This window comes from Rhodopila sp. (genome assembly GCF_035548095.1).
Taxonomy (GTDB): Bacteria; Pseudomonadota; Alphaproteobacteria; order Acetobacterales; family Acetobacteraceae; genus Rhodopila.
The window spans coordinates 91,731-111,401 of the sequence record NZ_DASZUV010000021.1 but is presented as its reverse complement, the minus strand read 5'-3'; the positions used below and the strand labels follow the sequence as shown (position 1 = coordinate 111,401).

Genomic DNA, 19,671 nt, shown 5'->3' with positions numbered 1-19,671 from the left:
GACATTCCTAGAGTTGACGTTGCAGCGCGGCGATATAGCCGCGGTTATGGGTCGGCGTCAGGTGCACCTCATTCATCACCAGGTGACGCGGCATGCAGGCGATGTAGCGGATCAGGTCGCCGCAGTCCGCGGGCTGCACCATCCGCGCCCGCTCCTCGGGTCCCACCGGGTTCGGCCGCTTGTCCAGGATTGGCGTCGCAACCTCACCAGGCAGGAACACGGTGGAGCGTATGCCGTGCACGCATTCCTGCATGTTCAGCCCGTGACTCATCGCCACGATACCATGTTTCGCTACTGTATAGATCGGGCCGGACAAATTGCCGATGAAGCGCCCGGCCATGGAGGCCGTGTGGATCAGCAGCCCATCCTTCCGCGCACGCATGAAGGGCAGCGCCACGGTCACGCAGTACAGCGCCGCCGTCAGGTTGCCTTGCACCATCGTATCGATACTGTCCGGGGTCAGCTTGTCCCAGTGACGATCCACGATGTTCACGCCGGCATTGTTCACCAATATGTCCAGCCGGTCGAACGTCGCCTTGATATAGGCGCCGACCTTCCGCACCTGTGCCTTGTCGGTCAGATCAGCCGGCTGCACATGCGCCGATCCCGTCTGGCTGATGCGGTCGGCCACCTGCTCCAACGGTTCGCGCCGCCGCCCGGTCAGGATGACGGTCGCGCCTTCGTCGGCCAGCGCCAGCGCGGCCGCCTCCCCAATTCCTGTTCCCGCGCCCGTCACCCAGGCGACCTTTCCCGTCAGACGGGCCATCCGCTCCTCCATCGGGGTTTCCCCATTGGCATCCGTGCCGCCCGTTGTAGCCTGCTGCACCCGGCGGGCAAGTCCCGCCCATCTCGACGGGAGAGAAACGGGTGACCGATACCACGGAGCTGACGGCCTGGCGCAGCGTCGCCGAGCTGTATCGGCATTTCTTCGCCGGCCTGGTCCTTCGCACCGTGGCGCAGCGCGGCGCGAAGGACGCGGCAGAGCTGGTATTCCGCACGTTCCGCCGGCAACACCATGCGCGCTTTCTGCCGGGTCTGAGGAAGCTGGGCCTCGACACGCTGCCCGATGCGGTCGCCGCCGCCAGCTACCATTACCTGTCAAACCGGATCGGCGGCGTTTCCGTCGAGTTCATGCCGGACAGCGATCGCAAGGCCTGGGTTCGCTTCCCGCCGCCACGCTGGGTCTGGCCGACGGTGACCATCTGCGCCATCCCCACCGAGGTGTCCGCCGCCATGCTGCGCGGCTGGCAGGCCCATAACGGCGTGTCGCTGGGCAATCCGCGCCTGGGCTTCGTCTGCACCGGCATGACGCCGGACGGCCAGCCGGGACTGGAAGGCTATTTCCTGGAACACGATCGGGAGCTGGCGCCGGAGGAGCGGCTGCGCTTCGCCCGTCATGAATCCGCGCCGCCCTTCGACCCCGCTCGCGCCCCCAAGCTGGACCCGGTTGCCTGGCCGGCGGCCCGGCTGGCCAAGGCGCATCGCGGCTATGCGATGGAATATGTCCGCTCTGCCCTGCCCGAGGTGCTGCAGGCCTTCGGTCCCGAAGCCACCCGTTTCCTGGCCGGCGGCGCCGCTCGGCTGGTCGGAATGCAGATGTATCCTGATACCGCCGCTGGCCTGGGAATCACGTCCGAACCGGGCGCGGCCGGGTTCGCGCGGTTTATGGTCCGGCTGGCCGAGGCGCAAGGCGACCGCGCCGCCATGGAACGGAACGGCGCCGGCTTCGTGGTGCGCCAGGAGGGCTGGGCGTTGATGCGAGGCGTGCCGGAAGGCGGTGATGTACTGCTGGATTGCTGGGCCGGGTTGCTGGAAGGCGCGGCAATGGCGCACGACAGACGGATGACAGTGCGGCGCGAGGGCTTCACTTGGTCGATTGGCGGCTGATAGCCGGCCAACCCGAGACCGGGCAGCGGGCGGCGCAGCCGCCGCCTTGCACGGGCCGGTGACCGGAGAGACCATCGACGGCAGCGTCTCGGTGCCCGACCGCTCCACCCACCGCGTCCACCAGGCATGGAAAGACGCCCGTGCCCGACGCCCTCTTGACCGATGCTCCGCCGGTAGGACCGGGTGAAGCCTGGCGCAGACCGTCGCTCGCGCGACGGAACCCATATCGCGACGGAACCCATATATCGTGTTGAACCCGCCAGAATACACTCTATATATGGTTTTGTTGACGCAAGGTGCGGTTCCCGATGGACGGCTTCAGCTCGCCTATTCTCGACAGTCCGCGCCCCAGTCCGCGCCCGGGCCCCGGCGTCCATTTCGGACACGTCGCGCATGCCGGGCGGCCGCTGGATCCCGGCATGGGAATCGCCGTCGCGCGCCGCACCATCTTTCGCCCCGACGATCAGGAGGATTTTGGCCGGGTTGCCGATCGGGTTGCCGCCGGCAACATGGCACTCCTCGGCCGGCCGCAGACCGCGGCGGATCGGCAGGAACAGGCGCGCCTGCGCAATGCCATCGCCAGCGGCGCCTTGCTGACATCCGGCCGGCATCTGCAGCATGGCGACCTGACGCAGCCGCAGCGGAATATGGAGGTGTTTACCAACTGCGCCACCGCCATCGCCTCCTTCGCCAAGTTCTATCTGCTGCTGAACGGATCCGGGGTCGGCCGGTCCTATGATGACGCGCTTTCGGTGGTGGATTGGGGGCGGGCCCCTACCCTGCTGCTGTATCTGTCGCCCCGGCACCCCGACTACCCGCGGGGCGCGGACGACCTGCTCCGCTTCGGCCGCGATCTGAACCTGTTGCCGTGGAATGCCACGCCGGCCACCGCCGATCTGGACGCCGTCCGCGCGTTCCTGCGCGACAACCTGCTGGCCAGCCCGCGGGAAGCACCGGTCGATGCCATCCATCACCGCATCGCCGACAGCCGCGAAGGCTGGGCCAAGGCCATGGAAATCCTGGAAGCCATGACCTTCCGGGGCCAGCAGGACCGCACGTTGTGCCTGGATTTCTCCAGCATCCGCCGGGCCGGGTCGCCGATCATGGGCATGCAGGGCCGGCCGGCCTCCGGGCCGATCTCCCTGCTGCGGGCTTTCCTGAACATCCGGCGGGAGGTGATCGGCAAGGCCGCCAACCTGAAGCCGTGGGAACAGGCCTTGCTGGTCGATCATCACTTATCGGTCGAGGTCCAGGTCGGGGGCGCCCGCCGCGCGGCCCGGATGGCGACGAAATCCTGGCGCGACCCGGACGTGCTGCGCTTCATCCGCTGCAAGGCGGAGGGTGGGCTGTGGACAGCCAACCACTCCGTCATGGTCGATGCCGAGTTCTGGCGCCGGGTGCGGGAGGACCATGACGGTCAGGCGCTGACCACGCACGCTCGGGCCGTGTTCGAGGCAGCCACCGCGTGTGCCTGGATCAATGGCGAACCCGGCTTCATCAACGGCGACAAGTTGGAAGACCACCGCACAGGCTCCGCCTGGCACAAGCCGGTCCATGAGGACGGGCGCGATTTCCGCTCGACCCGATACCAGGTGACAGAAGCGGCCGGCTTGCTGGCCGAGGCGTCTCGCCGCGCGGCGGTGTCGGACTTTCCGGTGACGACCAACCCGTGTGGTGAGATCGCGCTGCATGTCACCGGCGGTTATTGCGTGATCGCCGATTTCGCCCCGCTGCTGGCCTGCCCGGTGCCGCTGGAAGACATCGTCCCCGGCGAGCCGCCTGCTGAGGTCGCCGCATTGTGGGACGCGCGAGTCGAGGATGCCGTTCGCCTGGGCGTCCGCTTCCTGATGCGGGCCAATGGCATGGACGCTTTGTATGGGGAAGAGGTCGCCCGCACCAACCGGATGGGCATCGGCCCGACCGGACTGCATGAATGGGCCTGGCTGCGTTTCGGCCTGGATTTCCACGACCTGCTGGATGAGCAGCGGTCCGCCCCCTTCTGGGCGGCGCTGGACCGGTTCTCCACCGCCGCCAAGGATGAGGGTGACCGCTACGCCGCCGAACTGGGTCTCGCTCGGCCGGTCACCGTAACGACGGTGAAGCCCGCCGGCACCACCAGCAAGCTGTTCGGCCTGACCGAGGGCGCGCACCTGCCCGCCCGACGGCACTATCTGCGCTGGGTGCAGTTCAAGGGCGTGCGCGATCCGGATACCGGCGTCTGGTCGGCCGGTGCCGATCCGCTGCTGGCCGAGTATGCGGAGCGCGGCTATCCGATGCGGACATTGAGGACGTTCCCCGGCATGACCGTGGTCGGCTTCCCCACAGTGCCGCTGTTGCTGCGCCTCGGGCTGGGCGAACGCGGCGTGACCGCCAGCGAGGCGACGCCGGCGCAGCAATATCGCTGGCTGCACTTGCTGGAACGCCACTGGATCGGCGCCCGGCAAGGCAACCAGGTCAGCTATACGTTGAAGATTTTTACCGATCGCCACGACCTGGAGGCATTCCGTGCCGTCGTGCGCGACCAGCAGCCGGGCGTGCGATGCTGCGCGGTGCTGCCCAGCCGGCCGGATCACGCCTTGGGATACGAATACCTGCCGGAGGAGGAGGTGTCGGCGGAGCGGTTCGCCGAGATCATGCGCGGCATCGATCGCGGCGCCGAAGCGGCCGAAGCGATCGACCTCGAGCACCTGCAATGCGCCACCGGGGTCTGCCCGATCTGATAGCGGCACCCGGCCGATTGCACGCACGACGCTGGGAGGTGAACGGCCCGGCCCGGTGGAGCTGGACCTGTTCATCGACACCAGCCACGTGATGACCTTCAAGGCTGGCGACCATCGGCCGGACCTCATGCGTGCCGGTTACGGCAACGGCAACCATGGCTTCGCGGTGGACATCGCGCATCTGAACCTGGCCATGGACCAGACCGTCACGGTGCGCATCGCCGGCCGGGACTTCATCCTGGACGGCAGCGGCAAAAAACTGGGCGAGTACCTGAAGCCGTCATAAACCCCATCGCCGACATTGACGGTTGGCCGGCAAAGGCGACAATCCGCTCCCACGGCACATCACGCCATGCCACCAACGGGAGAACCGTCCATGACCACTCTAACCAAGCATCTGGGCCGATTTGTCGCTGATCTGTCGCCCAACCGCCTGCCGGACGAGGCCACGCGCATCGCCCGGATGGGCTTCATCGACACGATCGGCACGATGATCGCCGGCCGGGACGAGGATTGCGTACGCATCCTGACCGAGACGCTTGCCCCCGGAGACGGACCAGCAACCCTGACCTTCACCGACCGCAAGGCTCCGGCGCCGGACGCAGCCTGGATCAACGGCACCGCGGCGCATGCCCTGGACTATGACGACGTGGCACTGCGCGGCCATCCCAGCACGGTGCTGGTGCCGGCGATCCTGGCGGAGGCGGAGCATCTGGGTTCTTCCGGTGCCGACATGATCACCGCTTATATCGCCGGCTACGAGGTGTGGGCGGAACTGTTCGTCCGCGACAGCGGCTTGCTGCACCAGAAGGGTTGGCACCCCACCGGGCTGTATGGCGCGGTCGGGGCCGCCGCGGCCTGTGCGAAACTTCGCAAGCTGGACGCCGAGAAATCCGCCATCGCCATCGCGCTGGGCGCTTCGCAGGCGGCCGGCATCATGTCCAATTTTGGAACCATGACGAAACCGTTCCACGCCGGGAAGTCGGCGCATGCCGGTATCATGGCGGCACGCCTGGCCGAGGCGGGCTTCACCGCCAACACCGACGCGCTGGAGCATCCGCAGGGCTTCCTGCATGCGATCTCCCCCACCGGCACGGAGGACCGGACCAGCGAGCCGAAAGCCGGGCAGGAATGGGCGATCCTGAAACAAGGTCTGGGGATCAAGAAATACCCGACCTGCTACTGCACCCATCGTGCCATCGACTGCATGCTGGACCTGGTGCAGGCCAGCCCGATCAAGGCCGAGCAGGTGGACAAGATCACCGTCAACATCAGCGACTATTTCTCCACCGTGCTCCGCAACCACCAGCCGGAGACCGGCCTCGCCGCCAAGTTCAGCATGGAGTTCTGCATGGCCAGCGGGATCGTCGCCCAGCGCGTCGGCCTGCGGGAACTGACGGATGCGTTCGTGCAGCGGCCCGACATCCAGGCGTTGATGCGGAAGGTGGAGATCGTCACGACGACGGAACACGATCCGGAGCTGCCTGGCGCGGCGCCGCAAGACCAGGTGACGGTCCGGTTGCTGGACGGCCGTACCATCGCGGGCACGCCCGTGGCCCGCGCCACCGGCCACCCGACACGGCCGCTGACGGATCGGCAGATTTTCGAAAAATTCGCCGACTGCCTCGATGTCGGGCACTCCTCGATCCCCGCCGAGACCCTGTTCAACCGGCTGTCGGCCCTGCAGTCGATCACCGCGCGGGAGCTGACGGCGCAAGCGTGATCGCACTTCCGGCCGCTGTGTCCGGGACACAGCGGCCGTTACGCCGCCCGGATCATGTCTTCGGCTTGAAGTCCAGCGCCAGCCCGTTCATGCAGTAGCGCAGGCCGGTCGGGTTCGGGCCGTCCGGAAAAACATGGCCCAGGTGGCCGCCGCAATCGGCGCACAGCACCTCGGTGCGGACCATGAAGTGGCTGTGATCTTCCCGCACGGCCACCGCGCCGTCCTTTGCCTGGTAGAAGCTGGGCCAGCCGCAGCCGCTGTCGAACTTGGTGTCGGACTCGAACAGCGTCTTGCCGCAGCCGGCGCAAACGAAGGTGCCGGCACGCTTTTCATGGTTCAGCGGGCTGCTGCCCGGCCGTTCCGTCGCCTGGTGGCGCAGCACCTGGTACTGATCGGGTGACAGCTTCTTCCGCCACTCTTCGTCGCTGAGCTGGACCGGAAATCCGGCATCCGGCGCGTCGCCGGTTGGGCGCTTCATATTCGGACTCCTTCCCCTGTGCGGATCGCTCATCATGTGATGATCCCGCCAGGAAGCTCAACCACCCCCATCCGGCCGGCGGGGCCCACGGCGCCCGGTTACCGCACCCGGCCGATCGGGTGCGCTTCGGCGGCAACCCAGACATCCAGGCAGCCGCCCTTGCCCCGCCGATAGACGACCAACCCGTCAAACGCGGCGATCTGGCGATAACGGGACCAGACCCGGCCAAAGGCAGGATCGGCGGTGCGCAGCACCTTGATGTAGTTGATCCGCTCCCGCGTATCGACCACCGCGATATCGGGGCAGCCGGCGATGAAATCATGCGCCACCCAGCGGGCGACCGGCCATTCCCGGCTGGCCGCCGGGTCGAAGCCCGCCCGCCAGATCTCGCCCTTCAAGGCCCACATCGAATCGAAGCGCGACGCCCAGACGACACCGGTTTCGTTGACCACCGGGAAGCCGAGGGCAATCCACTCGGAGAAGGCGATATAGGTCCGGGCGTGCTCCGCCTTGATCATGGCTTCCAACCGCTCGACGGTCGTCGTCCGCGGCTGGATGGCCGCTATCAGGGCGGGCTGCAGCCGCTGGGCGGAGTCCGTCCAGAACATGCCCAGGGCGGCAATGCCGATGGCCAGGCCGGCCAGCGCGGCGCCGCCACGCGGGCGTCCCCGCCCTATTTCGGCGGCGATCCATGACAGCAGCGCCAGTACCGTCGCGATCGTGGCCGGGATGCGGTGGTAGAACCAGTCCTTGCCGTCCATGAAACAGATGACTGTGCTGGTCACGGCAAAAACGACCAGGATCAGCATCAGGCTGTCGCCCTTCAGGCGATCGCGCCGCAGCCACAGCAGTACAGCCGCCGCGGCCATGCCTGCGATCAGCAGGGCACTGTCCGCGAGCAGCGCCGTCATCGGTACGTCCGTCGCGCCATACAGCGCCAGTGCCATCGGGATGGCGTTGCGCAGATAGGCCGGGCACACCAGCGCCACCAGGCCGGCATACGCACACAGCGTCGTGGCGGCGGCGACCGGCATCGCCCGCCATGGCCGCAAGCCGCGCGTCATTGCCAGGCATTCCAGCACCACGAACATCCCGCCGTAACGCGGCTTCAGAGCGGCGCCGAGACCGGCGAACACGCCGGCGGCGATCGCCGCCGCCAGAGCCTCCCGCTTGCCATCCATCCGCCGGGCCAGCAGCACCAGATACGGCAGGAAGCCGGCGATCAGCAGATGTTCCCGCTGTCCCAGCTCACCGGCCGGTATCAGCAGGAAGACCGCCGCCATGATGGCAAATACTGGCAGCCGTTCGGCGAACGGGCCGCCGCGCGTCCGCAGCAGGCCGGCGCTCCACCACACGCAAGCCAGGACGGCGGCGACCAGGAACGGCATGGCAACGAACTGGGGATCCACCGACAGCCACTGGGCGATCCGCAGCGGCAGGGCGGAGATCCAGATGATCAACGGCGGATTGACCTCGACGACGTCGATATACAGTTCCCGCCCCGCCATCCAGCGGCGTGCCACATAAAGCAGCCAGGCGATATCGTCTTTCAGGGGCGACCGCAGCGCGACGAACAGGACAAAGCCCAGCACCGCCAGGAAGGCGGCCAGACTGGCCGCGCGGACCAGCGCCCTGGGCGATAGGGTCAGCCGGCGCGGTGCCGGATGCAGCGACAGACTCATGGAAACAGGTCGGGATGCGCCAGCGATGTGATCTGGCGCGACCGCCGCGCCATTGCCACCTGGGTCCGTTAAAGCGCCCCTAAATGGCTGAAACAAGGTGAAATCGTAGCCGGATTGCACAAATTTCGTTACAAAAATACCATATTTTTGCACAACCGCAAATATATGAGATGATTGTTTGGCTCATTCCACCTCCTGTCGTTGTAGCCGGACGATCCTTTGCGCGCGGACGACTTCATCCAGCGCCAGGGCGTCTTTCCGGTCCGCCTCGGCCTGGGCGGCGGCGGCGCGCAGGGCGATCAGTTCGTCGACGACGCGAGCAGCGGCCTGGGCCTCGGCCAGGTGCGCACGGGCCTCGCCGGTGCGCCGCTCGGCCTCCGCCAACGCCGCGGTCGCCTGCGCCCGCCGCTGCCGCGCCCACGCGGACCACGCGGCAAAAACGCGCCGGTCCGGCGGCGAGGCCGCGTGCTCATCGGCCGCCCGCCGCTCCGGCGGACGCGCCGCGTCAATGGTGGCGATGGTCCGGATCGCATCCGCTTCCGCTGCCAGACAGGCCGCCAATGCGCGCACGGCCGAGTCCACCCCGGCCTGGCGGATCGCCAGCAGGACGGACAGCCGGTCACGCACCATCTCTTGCTCCTGCCGCGCCCGCCGCCGCATCGCGCGGCCCCGCCTCAGCCACGACATCGCGCGGCCCCGCCTCGGCCACGACATCGCGCAGCCGCGCCTCGGCCACGACATCGCGCAGCCGCGCGAAGGACCCGGCCATGTCGGCGGTTTCATGGCGGTCCTGGCGCAGCAGCGCCTCGATCGCCGGAGCCAGGCGCAATGCCTCATCCACCGCCGGATCTGATCCAGCCTTGTAGGCGCCCAGCCGGACCATATCCGCCATGTCGGCGTGCAGGGCCAGCACCGCCCGAGCCTTGGCGACCGCCTCGGCTTCCCAAGGCGCCAGGCAGCCCATCGCGAGGCGTGACAGGGAGCGTGCGATGTCGATCGCCGGGTAGCGCCCGCTTTCGGCGATGCGGCGATCCAGGATCACATGGCCATCCAGAATTCCCCGCACCGCGTCGGCTACCGGTTCGTTGGTGTCGTCGCCTTCCACCAGCACCGTGAATAAGCCGGTGATCTGGCCGGCCTCTCCTGTCTCCGGCACCGATCCGGGGCCCGCTCGCTCCAGCAGGCGAGGCAGTTCGGCGAACACGCTGGGCGGATAGCCGCGCGTGGCCGGCGGTTCGCCGCCGGACAACCCGATCTCCCGCAAGGCCAGGCAGAACCTTGTCACGCTGTCCATCAGCAGCAGCACCGAGCGCCCCTCCCCGGCACCATCCCGGAAATGCTCGGCCACCGTCATCGCGGTATACGCGCATTGCCGGCGCATCAGCGGCGGCGCGTCGGAGGTGGCGACGACCACCACCGCCTTGGCCAAGCCGTCGGGACCCAGCTCGTCCTCGATGAACTCGCGCACCTCGCGGCCGCGCTCACCCACGAGTGCCAGTACGACCGCATCGCAGGCGGTACCGCGGGTCAGCATGGACAGCAAGGTGGACTTGCCGACGCCCGATCCGGCGAACAGCCCCAGCCGCTGTCCTTGCCGGCAGGTCGTGAAGCAGTTCAACGCCCGCACCCCGAGGTCGATCCGCGGCCCGACCCTGGCGCGCCGCGTCGCCTCCGGCGGGCTGGTTCGGGTGGCGCGCGGCCGGCGGCCGCCCGGCAGCGGTCCCTTGCCATCGACCGGCCGGCCCAGCGGGTCGATGACGCGGCCAAGCCAGCCCTGCGATACGTCGATCATGCCGTGATACCGGGTCAGGAGCGTAGCCGCCGCGCCGGGGCCCAATCCGTCGAGATCCTCGAACGCCATGAGCCGGGCGCGGCCGCCCCGGAATCCGATGACCTCAGCCTGGATGGCGCGGTCGCCGCGCGCCCGCAGGTCCAGCCGGTCACCCACCGCCAGCAGACCCGACAGGCCGTCAACCTCCACCATCAACCCCTGCACCGCCGTGACGATGCCGCTGATCGCGAATGGCGCGATCCGGCGCATGCGCGCCGCGGAGGCGTCCAGCGCGGTCTGAAGCGGAATGTCTAAATCAGCGATCTTGACATCGTTCTCTGACACAAATTTCGCGACCTTCTCAGGCAAGGTGAAAGCATAGCAGTGTATGATAAAAAAATACACGTAAAATGCGATAATACGGTAGCCATGAACACGCTATAGTGGTAGATATTAACGGCCAGACACATTAGGAGGAGTGGATGCGCGTCCTTCTGGTAGAAGATGACCTGATAGCGGCGCGGGGCATTACCCTTATGCTGAAGGCAGCCGGCGCCATCGTCGATCAGACGGATAGCGGCGAGGAATCCCTCGAGCTTTTGCGCCACTATGAATACGACATCGTCCTGCTGGATCTGGCGCTGCCCGATATCGAGGGGTTCGAGGTGGTCCGTCGCATGCGGGTCGCCCGCAACGATACGCCGGTCATCATCCTGTCCGGCGTCACCCTGCCCCAGGCGCGGGTGAAGGCGCTGAGTCTGGGGGCGGATGACTTCATCACCAAGCCATTCGACAAGGCGGAGCTTCTGGCGCGAATGCAGGCGATCGTCCGGCGCAGCAAGGGGTTCAGCCAGCCATCGGTGAAGCTGGGGCCGCTGGAGCTGAACCTGGACAGCCGGGAAGTGACGGTGGACGGCAAGGAGGTGCGGCTGACCGGGAAGGAATATGCGATTCTGGAGCTGCTGGTTCTGCGCAAGGGCATGGTTCTGACCAAGGAAGCGTTCCTGAACCATCTGTACGGCGGAATGGATGAACCGGAGGTTAAGATCATCGATGTTTTCGTCTGCAAGCTGCGAAAAAAACTCGCCCAGGCCGGGGCGGACAACCTCATCGGCACGATCTGGGGCCGCGGCTACATGATCCGGGAGCCGGCGGGCCAGGCGACCGATGCCTTCCCCCCCGTCTACGCTCCGCCGCGGGTGCCGCGGCGCGCCTCGGCCGGCTGACCGGCACGCCGATACGCCGATACGCCGATACGCCGACGCGGATGCGATCCGCGGACGCCGCGTGCAGCGCGGGCAGCCGGTATCCGCTCGCGGACGTGGCGCAATGACCGCGGCTCCTCTATATGCGCGGGATGATCACCCGCTTCGTCAAGATGCACGGCTGCGGCAACGACTTCGTCATCATCGACGCGCGCGCCCATCCGCTCGGCTTGACCCCCCCTCGCCTGACCCGATCGCGCGCCGCCGCGATCGCCGACCGGCACACCGGCATCGGCTGTGACCAGTTCATCGTTCTGGAACAAGCCGATCCGGGTGCGGACGTATTCATGCGCATCCGCAACCCGGACGGTTCCGAGGCCGGTGCCTGTGGCAATGCCACGCGCTGCGTCGCCGATATCCTGTTCCGGGAAACCGGCCGCACCGACACCGTCATCCGTACCATCTCCGGCGAGCTGCCCGCACGCCGCTTGCCCGACGGACAGATCGAGGTCGACATGGGCCCGGTCCGGCTGGACTGGCAGGACATCCCGCTGCGCGAACCGGCCGACACGGTCCGGCTCGACCTGTCCGCCGGCGGCGTCGACAGCCCCGCGGCCGCCAGCATGGGCAACCCGCATGCCACCTTCTTCGTGCCGGACCTGGACGCGCTCGACATCCCGCGCATCGGACCGACGCTGGAACACGCGCCGATCTTTCCGGAACGCGCCAATATCGGCTTCGCCCAGGTGCTCGACCCCGAGACGATCCGCCTGCGGGTATGGGAACGCGGCGCCGGCCTGACGCTGGCCTGCGGCTCCGGTGCCTGCGCCGCGCTGGTGAACGCGCACCGACGCGGCCTGACCGACCGGCGTGCCCGCGTCATCGTCGATGGCGGCACGCTGGGCATCGCATGGCGCGCCGACGGTCACGTGCTGATGGCCGGCCCGGCCGTAACCGCCTTCCACGGCACCATCGATCTGGACTCGCTGCCGGCATGAGCGTGGAACTGCTGACCTTCGGCTGCCGGCTGAACACCTATGAAAGCGAGGTCATGCGCGGCCTCGCCGCCGGGCAGGACGGCACCGTGATCGTGAATACCTGCGCCGTGACCGCCGAGGCCCAACGCCAGGCCCGGCAGGCGATCCGGCGGCTGGTTCGAGAGCGCCCGGATGCGCGGATCGTGGTCACCGGCTGCGCCGCACAGATCGATCCGGCCGCCTGGGAGGCCCTGCCTGGCGTGGCGCGCGTGCTGGGCAATGACGACAAGCTGAAGCCGGAAAGCTGGCTGCCCGGCGCCGGTTCCGCCGTCTCCGACATCATGGCGGCGCGGGAGACCGCGGCGCATCTCGTCACCGAATTCGCCGGGCGCGCCCGCGCCTTCGTTCAAGTGCAGCAGGGCTGCGACTATCGCTGCACCTTCTGCGTCATCCCGTTCGGCCGCGGCCCGAACCGGTCGGTGCCGATTGGCGCGGTGGTGCGGCAGATCCGCTTGCTGCTGGACTCCGGCTACCGGGAAATCGTGCTGACCGGCGTCGACATCGCCTCCTACGGGTCCGACCTGCCCGGCACGCCACGGCTGGGGCAGATGATCCGCCGCGTGCTGGCGCAGGTGCCGGAACTGCCGCGGCTGCGCCTGTCCTCGATCGATCCGGCGGCGATCGACGATGATCTGTGGCGGCTGATCGCCGACGAACCCCGGCTGATGCCGCATCTGCACCTGTCGCTGCAGGCCGGCAGCGACCTGATCCTGAAGCGCATGCGCCGCCGCCACCTGCGCGCCGAGGCCCTGGGCGTGATCGAGCGTGCCCGGTCCCTGCGGCCCGGGATCGCGATCGGTGCCGACCTGATCGCCGGGTTCCCGACCGAAACGGATGCGCTTTTCCAGGAGACGCTGGATTTCGTGACGATGTCGAACATCCCGTTCCTGCACGTGTTTCCTTATAGTGAACGGCCCGGCACGCCGGCCGCCCGCATGCCCGCGGTGCCGAAGCCGGATCGGAAGGCACGCGCGGCGCTGCTGCGGGAGGCCGGCGCGCGCAACGAAACCGCGTTCCTGGCGGCGCAGGTGGGCGCCACCGTCTCGGTGCTGACCGAGGCGGCGCAGACCGGCCATACGGAACATTTCGCGCCCGTGCGGCTGGCGCATGTCACCGGATCCGGCCGGTTGCTGGCCGCGAGGGTGACCGGCACCGCGCAGGGCGCCCTGCTGGCGGAGGCTGCCTGATGGCGTTGGGGGTGTTCAGCCGCCTGAGGGACGGGCTGTCGCGCAGCACACAGAAACTGTCCGGCGGCATCAGCTCGGTCTTCACCAGGCGTCGCCTGGATGACGAGGCGCTGGAGGAGCTGGAGGATGTGCTGATCTCGGCCGACCTGGGCACGGCCGTGGCCGCCAGGGTGATCGCCTCCTTCCGTCGCAGCCGGTTCGGCCGCGAGGTGACCGACGCGGAAATCCGCGAGGCGCTGGCCGAGGAGATCGCCGCCATCCTGACGCCGGTGGCGAAGCCGTTCGAGCCGAATCCGGCGTTGAAGCCGCATGTCGTGCTGGTGGTGGGGGTGAATGGCACCGGCAAGACGACGACGATCGGCAAGCTGGCGCAGCTCTTCACCGAACAGGGCAAGCGCGTGGTGCTGGCCGCCGGCGACACGTTCAGGGCGGCGGCGGTGGAGCAGTTGCAGATCTGGGGGGAGCGGACCGGGACGCCGGTGGTCGCTGGCGGCGTGAACGCCGATTCCGCCGGGTTGGCCTTCGACGCGCTGACCAAGGCCAGGGCCGAGGCCGCCGACCTGCTGCTGATCGACACCGCCGGTCGCCTGCACAACAAGGGCGCGCTGATGGAGGAACTCCGGAAAATGGTCCGGGTGCTGCGCAAGCAGGACGCGACCGCGCCGCACAGCGTACTGCTGGTGCTGGATGCCACCACCGGCCAAAACGCCATCCAGCAGGTGAAGGTGTTCAAGGAGATGGTGGAGGTCACCGGCCTCGTGGTCACCAAGCTGGACGGCAGCGCGCGCGGCGGCATCGTCGTGGCGTTGGCCGAGACGTTCGGCTTGCCGGTACACGCCGTGGGCGTCGGCGAGAAGGCCGGCGATCTGCGTCCCTTCGACGCGGTGGAGTTCGCCCGCGGCCTGGTGGGAGCGGACGGACCGGCATAAGTAAGGCCACGCTTGCCGGCGGGTTTGCCAGGGCCCGCGTTCTACGGTCAAATCCGCGCCGTAGAGGGTTCAGGAAACGCGTGGAATGATCGACAAGTTCGTACCCGACATGGCGGCGGCCCTGTCCGGAATCCAGGACGGTGCCGTGGTGCTGGTGCCGGGGTTCGGCAACGGCATGGCCGACACATTGTTGCAGGGCCTGGTCGCGCAGGACGCGCGCGACATGACACTGGTCGCCAACTCGGGCGGGCGTGACGGCGGCGGCGTCGCCGACCTGCTCGCATCGGGGAAATTTCGGAAATTGATCTGCAGCTTTGTCCGCGGCGACAGCGTCGCCGGCCGGCTGTTCGCCGCCGGCAAGCTGGAGCTGGAGATCGTGCCGCAAGGCACGCTGGCGGAACGGCTGCGCGCCGCGGGCGCCGGCATCCAGGCCTTCTATACGCCCACCGGTGCCGACACGCTGCTGGCCGAGGGGCGGGAGACGCGCGTCATCAATGGCCGCAACTGCCTGCTGGAATATCCGTTGGCCGGTGATGTCGCGCTGGTGGATGCCTGGCAGGCCGACCGCTGGGGCAACCTGACGCACCGCGAAAGCGCCCGCAACTTCAACCCGGTGATGGCGATGGCGGCGAAGCTGACCATTGTTCAGGCAAGACACAAGGTCGGCCTGGGCGACATCCCGCCGGAGCATGTCCACACGCCCGGGGTCTTCGTTCACCGCGTCCTGCACGTGCCGGCCTGAAAGGAGTCGTCGTCATGTCATTCAAGCCGCTCGACCGCGCCGGCATCGCCGCCCGTATCGCCCGGGACATCCCGGAAGGCTGGTTCGTCAATCTGGGCATCGGCATCCCGACCGGCGTGTCCGATCACGTGCCGCTGGAGCGGGAAGTGATCTTCCATTCCGAGAACGGCGTGATCGGCGCCGGGCCGGCGCCAGCACCGGAAAACGTCGATCCGTACCTGGTGAATGCCGGCACCCAGCCGATCACGCTGCGCACCGGCGGTGCTTTCGTGCACCACGCCGACAGCTTCGCCATCGCGCGGGGGGCGCATCTGGATTTGTGCGTGCTGGGCGCGTTCGAGGTGGCACAGAACGGTGACATTGCCAATTGGGCCCATTCCGCCACCGATCCGGTGCGTCAGGTGGGCGGCGCGATGGATCTGGCGATCGGCGCGAAGCGCCTGTGGGTGGCGATGGAACACATCACCAAGGCCAATGGCTCGCCGCGGCTCCGCAAGGCCTGCACCTACCCGCTGACCGCGAAGGGCGTGGTGCGACGCGTCTATACGGATCTGGCGGTGCTGGAGGTGACGCCGCGCGGGTTCGAAGTGGTGGAAATGATTCCCGGCCTGACACGGCAAGACCTGCAGGATCGTACCGAAGCGGAGCTGATCTGGCGATGATCACGCGGCTGGAGGTCACCCGCCGCGCGCCCTTCGTCGGCGGCGCGGTGTTCGGAGCGGCGGGCGCCTATGAACGGATCGAGGGCATGGCCCATGGCAGGCTGGACCCCGCGCATCCCGCCAATCGGGGCATCGCGCTGCTGGACAAGGCGCCGCGCGACGCCGAGGGGCTCGTACGGTACCGGTCCGGCTTCGTGCTGCTGAAGCCAGCCGACGCGGCCAAGGGCAATGGCCGGCTGCTGTATGAGGTCAACAACCGCGGCCGGATCATGCTGTTCGCCAATCTGTGCGCCGGCAAGCCGGGCAATGCGCCGGAGACGGCGACCGACCTGGGCAACGCAATGCCGCTGCACCGCGGCTTTTCCCTGCTGTGGAGCGGCTGGGATTCAGGCGCGCCCGCCGCCACCGGCCTGTCGTTGGACGTGCCCGCAATCGATGGATTTTCCCGCTCCATCCGCGAGGAATTCGTATCCGGCACGCGGCTGGGCGTGCATGACGTGCTGAAACTGTCGTTCGAGGCCATAGGCGAGGCGGCGGTGACGGTCCGCCGCACCCAGACAGCTCCCCGCACGCCGGTGGCCTCGATCATGGTTGACAACCGCACCGTCCGGCTGGCGGACGGCGTGCCGGAGATCGGCTCGATTTACGAAGTCCGTTACACCGCGACGAACCCACGCGTACAGGGCATCGGCTTCGCGGCGACGCGCGACCTCATCAGCCATCTGCGCCGCCACGGCGCCGAACTGCTGGGGCGGCCGATGACCCATGCGATCGGTTTCGGCATCTCCCAGGCCGGGCGGTATCTGCGCGACCACATCGCCCAGGGTTTCAACGCCGATGAGGACGGGCAGCGCGTGTTCGACGGCGTGTTCACCCATGTCGCCGGGATCGGCCGCGTATTCCTGAACACGCCGTTCGCGCAACCGTTCCGGACCCGGACCTGGCACGAGGACCATGACTTCCCGGAAGTGGAGTTTCCGTTTTCCAGTGCCCGCCTGGATGATCCGATCACCGGCAATGGCGGTGCGCTGATGCGGGGGGATGCCACCGACCCAAAGCTGATCGAAACGAATACCTCTACCGAATACTGGCAGAAGGGTGCCTCCCTGCTGCACACCGATCCGGCCGGCACGCGGGACGTGGCCTTGCCAGCGAACGTGCGCTGCTTCCTGATCGCGGGCACGCAACATGGCGGCAAAGCAGGCATGCCGCGCGACGCCGGCCCCTGCGTGGCCCCGCGCAACTGGCACGACCCGATGGCGGCGGTGCGGGCCCTGCTGGTGGCGCTGGATGCGTGGATCGCTGACGGCCGGGAGCCACCGGCCAGCCGCGTGCCGCGCATCGCTGACGGGACACTGGTGCCGGCAGACGCGGTCGGCTTTCCGGCGATCCCCGGCCTGCGCCGGCCGGCCGCGGCGAACGATGTCTCGCCGCTGGCGGACTGGACCAACCCGGCCCCGGCCTCCGCGTCCTATGGCGTGCTGGTGCCGCAGGTCGACGCCGACGGCAACGAACGGGCCGGCATCCGTCTGCCGGACATCGCGGTGCCGCTGGGCAGCTTCGCGGGCTGGAACCTGTACGCGCAACCTTACCCCGACGGCGAGCTGGCCGACCGCGACGGCACGTTCCTGGCCTTTGCCGACGCAGCGGCGCAGCGCGAGGCGATCGGCGATCCGCGCCCGTCTCTGGCCGAACGGTATCCGTCCGGACCGGCTTGGATTCGGCGTGAGGTGACGGCGGCACTGGTGCGCGACCGGCTGCTGTTGCCCGAGGACGCCGTGCGGTAGCAGCCCGGACGGCCGGGGTCATTATCTTTTAGTTATGTTTACACCGGGCTGAGGGCCGTACAGCCCGCCATGCGTGTGCCCATGCGGCATCATGCACGTCGTGAGACGAGAAATCCCAGGCCTGACGTAATCATTCGGCGGACTCCTCATGCCCCGCATTTCATAATTGTTATGTGAGGCACGACTCGGTTATATTTGACTTGTCTTGGATACATTCGGATTCTATAGCGGACCCGCTGCAATACGGGCTCAAGTGGGGGACTCCCCTTGCGGCGATACCCGCCTGAACGGCGGCTGAACAGGCCAACCCGGACATCCGATGACCGAATTCATCACCCAAAGCCTGACGATTGATTCCGCGCTGGCGGATTGGACGCGGGTCCTGGATTTCGGCCAGTTCGATCCGTCCCTGGGAACGCTCGACTCTGTCACGTTCACCATCTACGCGGCGGGCTGGGGCAATATCGCGATCGAGAACCTCGGCGCCGCGGCGGCCGACGTCTCGGTTGCCATCACCAACAATTTCTGGGTGCAGGCGGCCGGCCTGACTGTCGTTTCCATGTCCACCAACGCGACGCGCACCGACGCGCTCGCGGCCTTTGATGGCTCGATCGATTATGCCGGCGCGTCCGGCGCGAAGCTGCTTGGGATCGACAACGCCGGCACCGCGAGCGGGAGCCTGACCACGAACCTGTCCGCCTTCATCGGCAGCGGGTTGATGCCATTGACGGTCACCGATACCGGGAATGCGGCGGTGACCGGCGGCGGTGCCTTGCGGGAGTCGCTGCTGACGGCGGCGTCGGCGATCGTCAACGTGACCTACGCGTATACGCCGGTGGGGCAAAGCGGCGGGGGCGGGTTCAGCGGTGGCTCTGGGTTTACCCTGGCGGAGAATAGCGTCCCAGGCGTCCTGAACATCGCCAACGCGCAGACCAGCGTCGCCCAAACGCTCACCATCGCGCCGGAGGTCGTCGGCTGGACCACATCCTGGGCGGTGTCGCGCTTCGATCCGTCGCTGGGCAGGCTAGAAGCGATCGACATCACGGTGAACGGCACCATCATAGGCACCGTCTCGGCCGAGAACACCGGCCCGGCCGCGATCACCTACAACACCACCCAATCGGCCGACGTCACGCTCGACCTGCCCGGCACTACCGACGCAACCGTCGGCATGACCACGCAGGACAGCATGGCGCTAGGCGCCTTCGACGGCACGGTGGATTTCGCCGGCAGCTCCGGCCGGATCGACACCGGCAGCGATCCATATCCCCTCGCCGGGCAGTTGACCACGTCGATCACCGATGCCTCGGTCCTGGCCGCCTTCACCGGCACCGGTTCCTACGCATTGCCGATCAGCTCGCTGGGCACCAGCTACGCCACCGGTGGCGCGAACATGGAAGTGCTGCAGCAACTCAGCACCGGCGCCGTCGTCTCCTTGAGCTACGTCTACGAGGCGGCGGCCGAACTGCCCTGCTTCGCCGCCGGCACGCGCATCCTGACCACGGACGGACCGGTCGCGGTGGAGCGGTTGGCACCCGGCCAGCACGCGGTGACGGCGGACGGCATCGCGCTGCCGATCATCTGGATCGGCCATCGCTCCGTCGACTGCACGCACCACCCCGATCCGGCCAGGATCCTGCCGGTGCGGGTCCGGCGTGGAGCGTTCGGCCGCGGCCAACCCCGGCGGGACCTGCTGCTTTCGCCCGACCACGCGGTGTTTTTCGATGGCGTGCTGATCCCGATCCGCCTGCTGGTGAACAGGCACAGCATCGAACAGATCGCGGCGGATCGGATCACCTATTACCATGTCGAACTGACACGGCATGCCGTGCTGCTGGCCGATAATCTTCCGGTTGAAAGT

The 19,671-nt window shown here is 67.8% G+C and carries 16 protein-coding genes and 1 pseudogene; 12 read left to right on the top strand and 5 right to left on the bottom strand.

The window, feature by feature from the left end; genetic code table 11:
• Positions 1 to 7: 7 nt before the first annotated feature.
• On the bottom strand, positions 8 to 766 hold the full coding sequence (locus tag VHC04_RS16575; RefSeq protein ID WP_325683269.1) for an SDR family oxidoreductase: 759 nt from the start codon (positions 764 to 766) through the stop codon (positions 8 to 10).
• 101 nt (positions 767 to 867) lie between these two features.
• On the opposite strand from VHC04_RS16575, the gene VHC04_RS16570 reads away from it, so the two are divergent.
• The 4 genes from VHC04_RS16570 (at position 868) to VHC04_RS16555 (ending at position 6,330) form a co-directional block, all read left to right on the top strand.
• Positions 868 to 1,887 carry a hypothetical protein gene (locus VHC04_RS16570; protein WP_325683267.1) on the top strand — a complete coding sequence of 340 codons (1,020 nt, stop codon included), beginning with the start codon at positions 868 to 870 and terminating at the stop codon, positions 1,885 to 1,887.
• A gap of 419 nt (positions 1,888 to 2,306) precedes the next feature.
• A complete protein-coding gene (locus tag VHC04_RS16565; protein ID WP_325683265.1) occupies positions 2,307 to 4,607 on the top strand; it encodes a recombinase in 2,301 nt (766 codons plus the stop codon).
• A gap of 55 nt (positions 4,608 to 4,662) precedes the next feature.
• Complete coding sequence (locus VHC04_RS16560; protein WP_325683263.1) at positions 4,663 to 4,893, top strand: hypothetical protein; 231 nt, start codon at positions 4,663 to 4,665, stop codon at positions 4,891 to 4,893.
• A 90-nt stretch (positions 4,894 to 4,983) separates the two neighbouring features.
• Positions 4,984 to 6,330 carry an MmgE/PrpD family protein gene (locus VHC04_RS16555; RefSeq protein WP_325683261.1) on the top strand — a complete coding sequence of 449 codons (1,347 nt, stop codon included), beginning with the start codon at positions 4,984 to 4,986 and terminating at the stop codon, positions 6,328 to 6,330.
• 52 nt (positions 6,331 to 6,382) lie between these two features.
• Here the strand turns inward: VHC04_RS16555 and msrB are convergent, their stop codons facing one another.
• From msrB to VHC04_RS16535, 4 genes are all read right to left on the bottom strand, one after another.
• A complete protein-coding gene (msrB, locus tag VHC04_RS16550; RefSeq protein ID WP_325683259.1) occupies positions 6,383 to 6,808 on the bottom strand; it encodes a peptide-methionine (R)-S-oxide reductase MsrB in 426 nt (141 codons plus the stop codon).
• A 98-nt stretch (positions 6,809 to 6,906) separates the two neighbouring features.
• Complete coding sequence (locus VHC04_RS16545; protein WP_325683257.1) at positions 6,907 to 8,490, bottom strand: hypothetical protein; 1,584 nt, start codon at positions 8,488 to 8,490, stop codon at positions 6,907 to 6,909.
• A 183-nt stretch (positions 8,491 to 8,673) separates the two neighbouring features.
• Entirely contained in the window at positions 8,674 to 9,150 is a 477-nt protein-coding gene (locus VHC04_RS16540; RefSeq protein WP_325683255.1) for a hypothetical protein, read from the bottom strand.
• Positions 9,110 to 10,552 (bottom strand): FliI/YscN family ATPase, encoded by a 1,443-nt coding sequence (locus VHC04_RS16535; RefSeq protein WP_408903827.1) that lies wholly within the window; start codon positions 10,550 to 10,552, stop codon positions 9,110 to 9,112. Before VHC04_RS16535 ends, VHC04_RS16540 begins: the two co-directional genes overlap by 41 nt.
• Before the next feature lie 191 nt (positions 10,553 to 10,743).
• Between VHC04_RS16535 and ctrA the strand changes: the two genes are divergently transcribed.
• The 8 genes and pseudogenes from ctrA to VHC04_RS16495 all read left to right on the top strand — a co-directional run.
• A complete protein-coding gene (ctrA, locus tag VHC04_RS16530) occupies positions 10,744 to 11,487 on the top strand; it encodes a response regulator transcription factor CtrA (protein WP_325683251.1) in 744 nt (247 codons plus the stop codon).
• 131 nt (positions 11,488 to 11,618) lie between these two features.
• Complete coding sequence (gene dapF / locus VHC04_RS16525; RefSeq protein ID WP_325683319.1) at positions 11,619 to 12,464, top strand: diaminopimelate epimerase; 846 nt, start codon at positions 11,619 to 11,621, stop codon at positions 12,462 to 12,464.
• Positions 12,461 to 13,690, top strand: a complete 1,230-nt coding sequence (gene mtaB, locus VHC04_RS16520; protein WP_325683249.1) for a tRNA (N(6)-L-threonylcarbamoyladenosine(37)-C(2))-methylthiotransferase MtaB — start codon at positions 12,461 to 12,463, stop codon at positions 13,688 to 13,690. The genes dapF and mtaB overlap by 4 nt, the downstream gene beginning before the upstream one ends.
• Complete coding sequence (ftsY, locus tag VHC04_RS16515) at positions 13,690 to 14,619, top strand: signal recognition particle-docking protein FtsY (RefSeq protein WP_325683247.1); 930 nt, start codon at positions 13,690 to 13,692, stop codon at positions 14,617 to 14,619. The genes mtaB and ftsY overlap by 1 nt, the downstream gene beginning before the upstream one ends.
• Positions 14,620 to 14,704: 85 nt before the next feature.
• On the top strand, positions 14,705 to 15,361 hold the full coding sequence (locus VHC04_RS16510) for a 3-oxoacid CoA-transferase subunit A (RefSeq protein ID WP_325683245.1): 657 nt from the start codon (positions 14,705 to 14,707) through the stop codon (positions 15,359 to 15,361).
• Positions 15,362 to 15,375: 14 nt separating this feature from the next.
• Positions 15,376 to 16,023, top strand: a complete 648-nt coding sequence (locus VHC04_RS16505; protein WP_325683243.1) for a 3-oxoacid CoA-transferase subunit B — start codon at positions 15,376 to 15,378, stop codon at positions 16,021 to 16,023.
• A complete protein-coding gene (locus tag VHC04_RS16500; RefSeq protein WP_325683242.1) occupies positions 16,020 to 17,810 on the top strand; it encodes an alpha/beta hydrolase domain-containing protein in 1,791 nt (596 codons plus the stop codon). The genes VHC04_RS16505 and VHC04_RS16500 overlap by 4 nt, the downstream gene beginning before the upstream one ends.
• A gap of 319 nt (positions 17,811 to 18,129) precedes the next feature.
• Positions 18,130 to 19,671: pseudogene (locus tag VHC04_RS16495) on the top strand (choice-of-anchor E domain-containing protein); the annotation flags it as partial.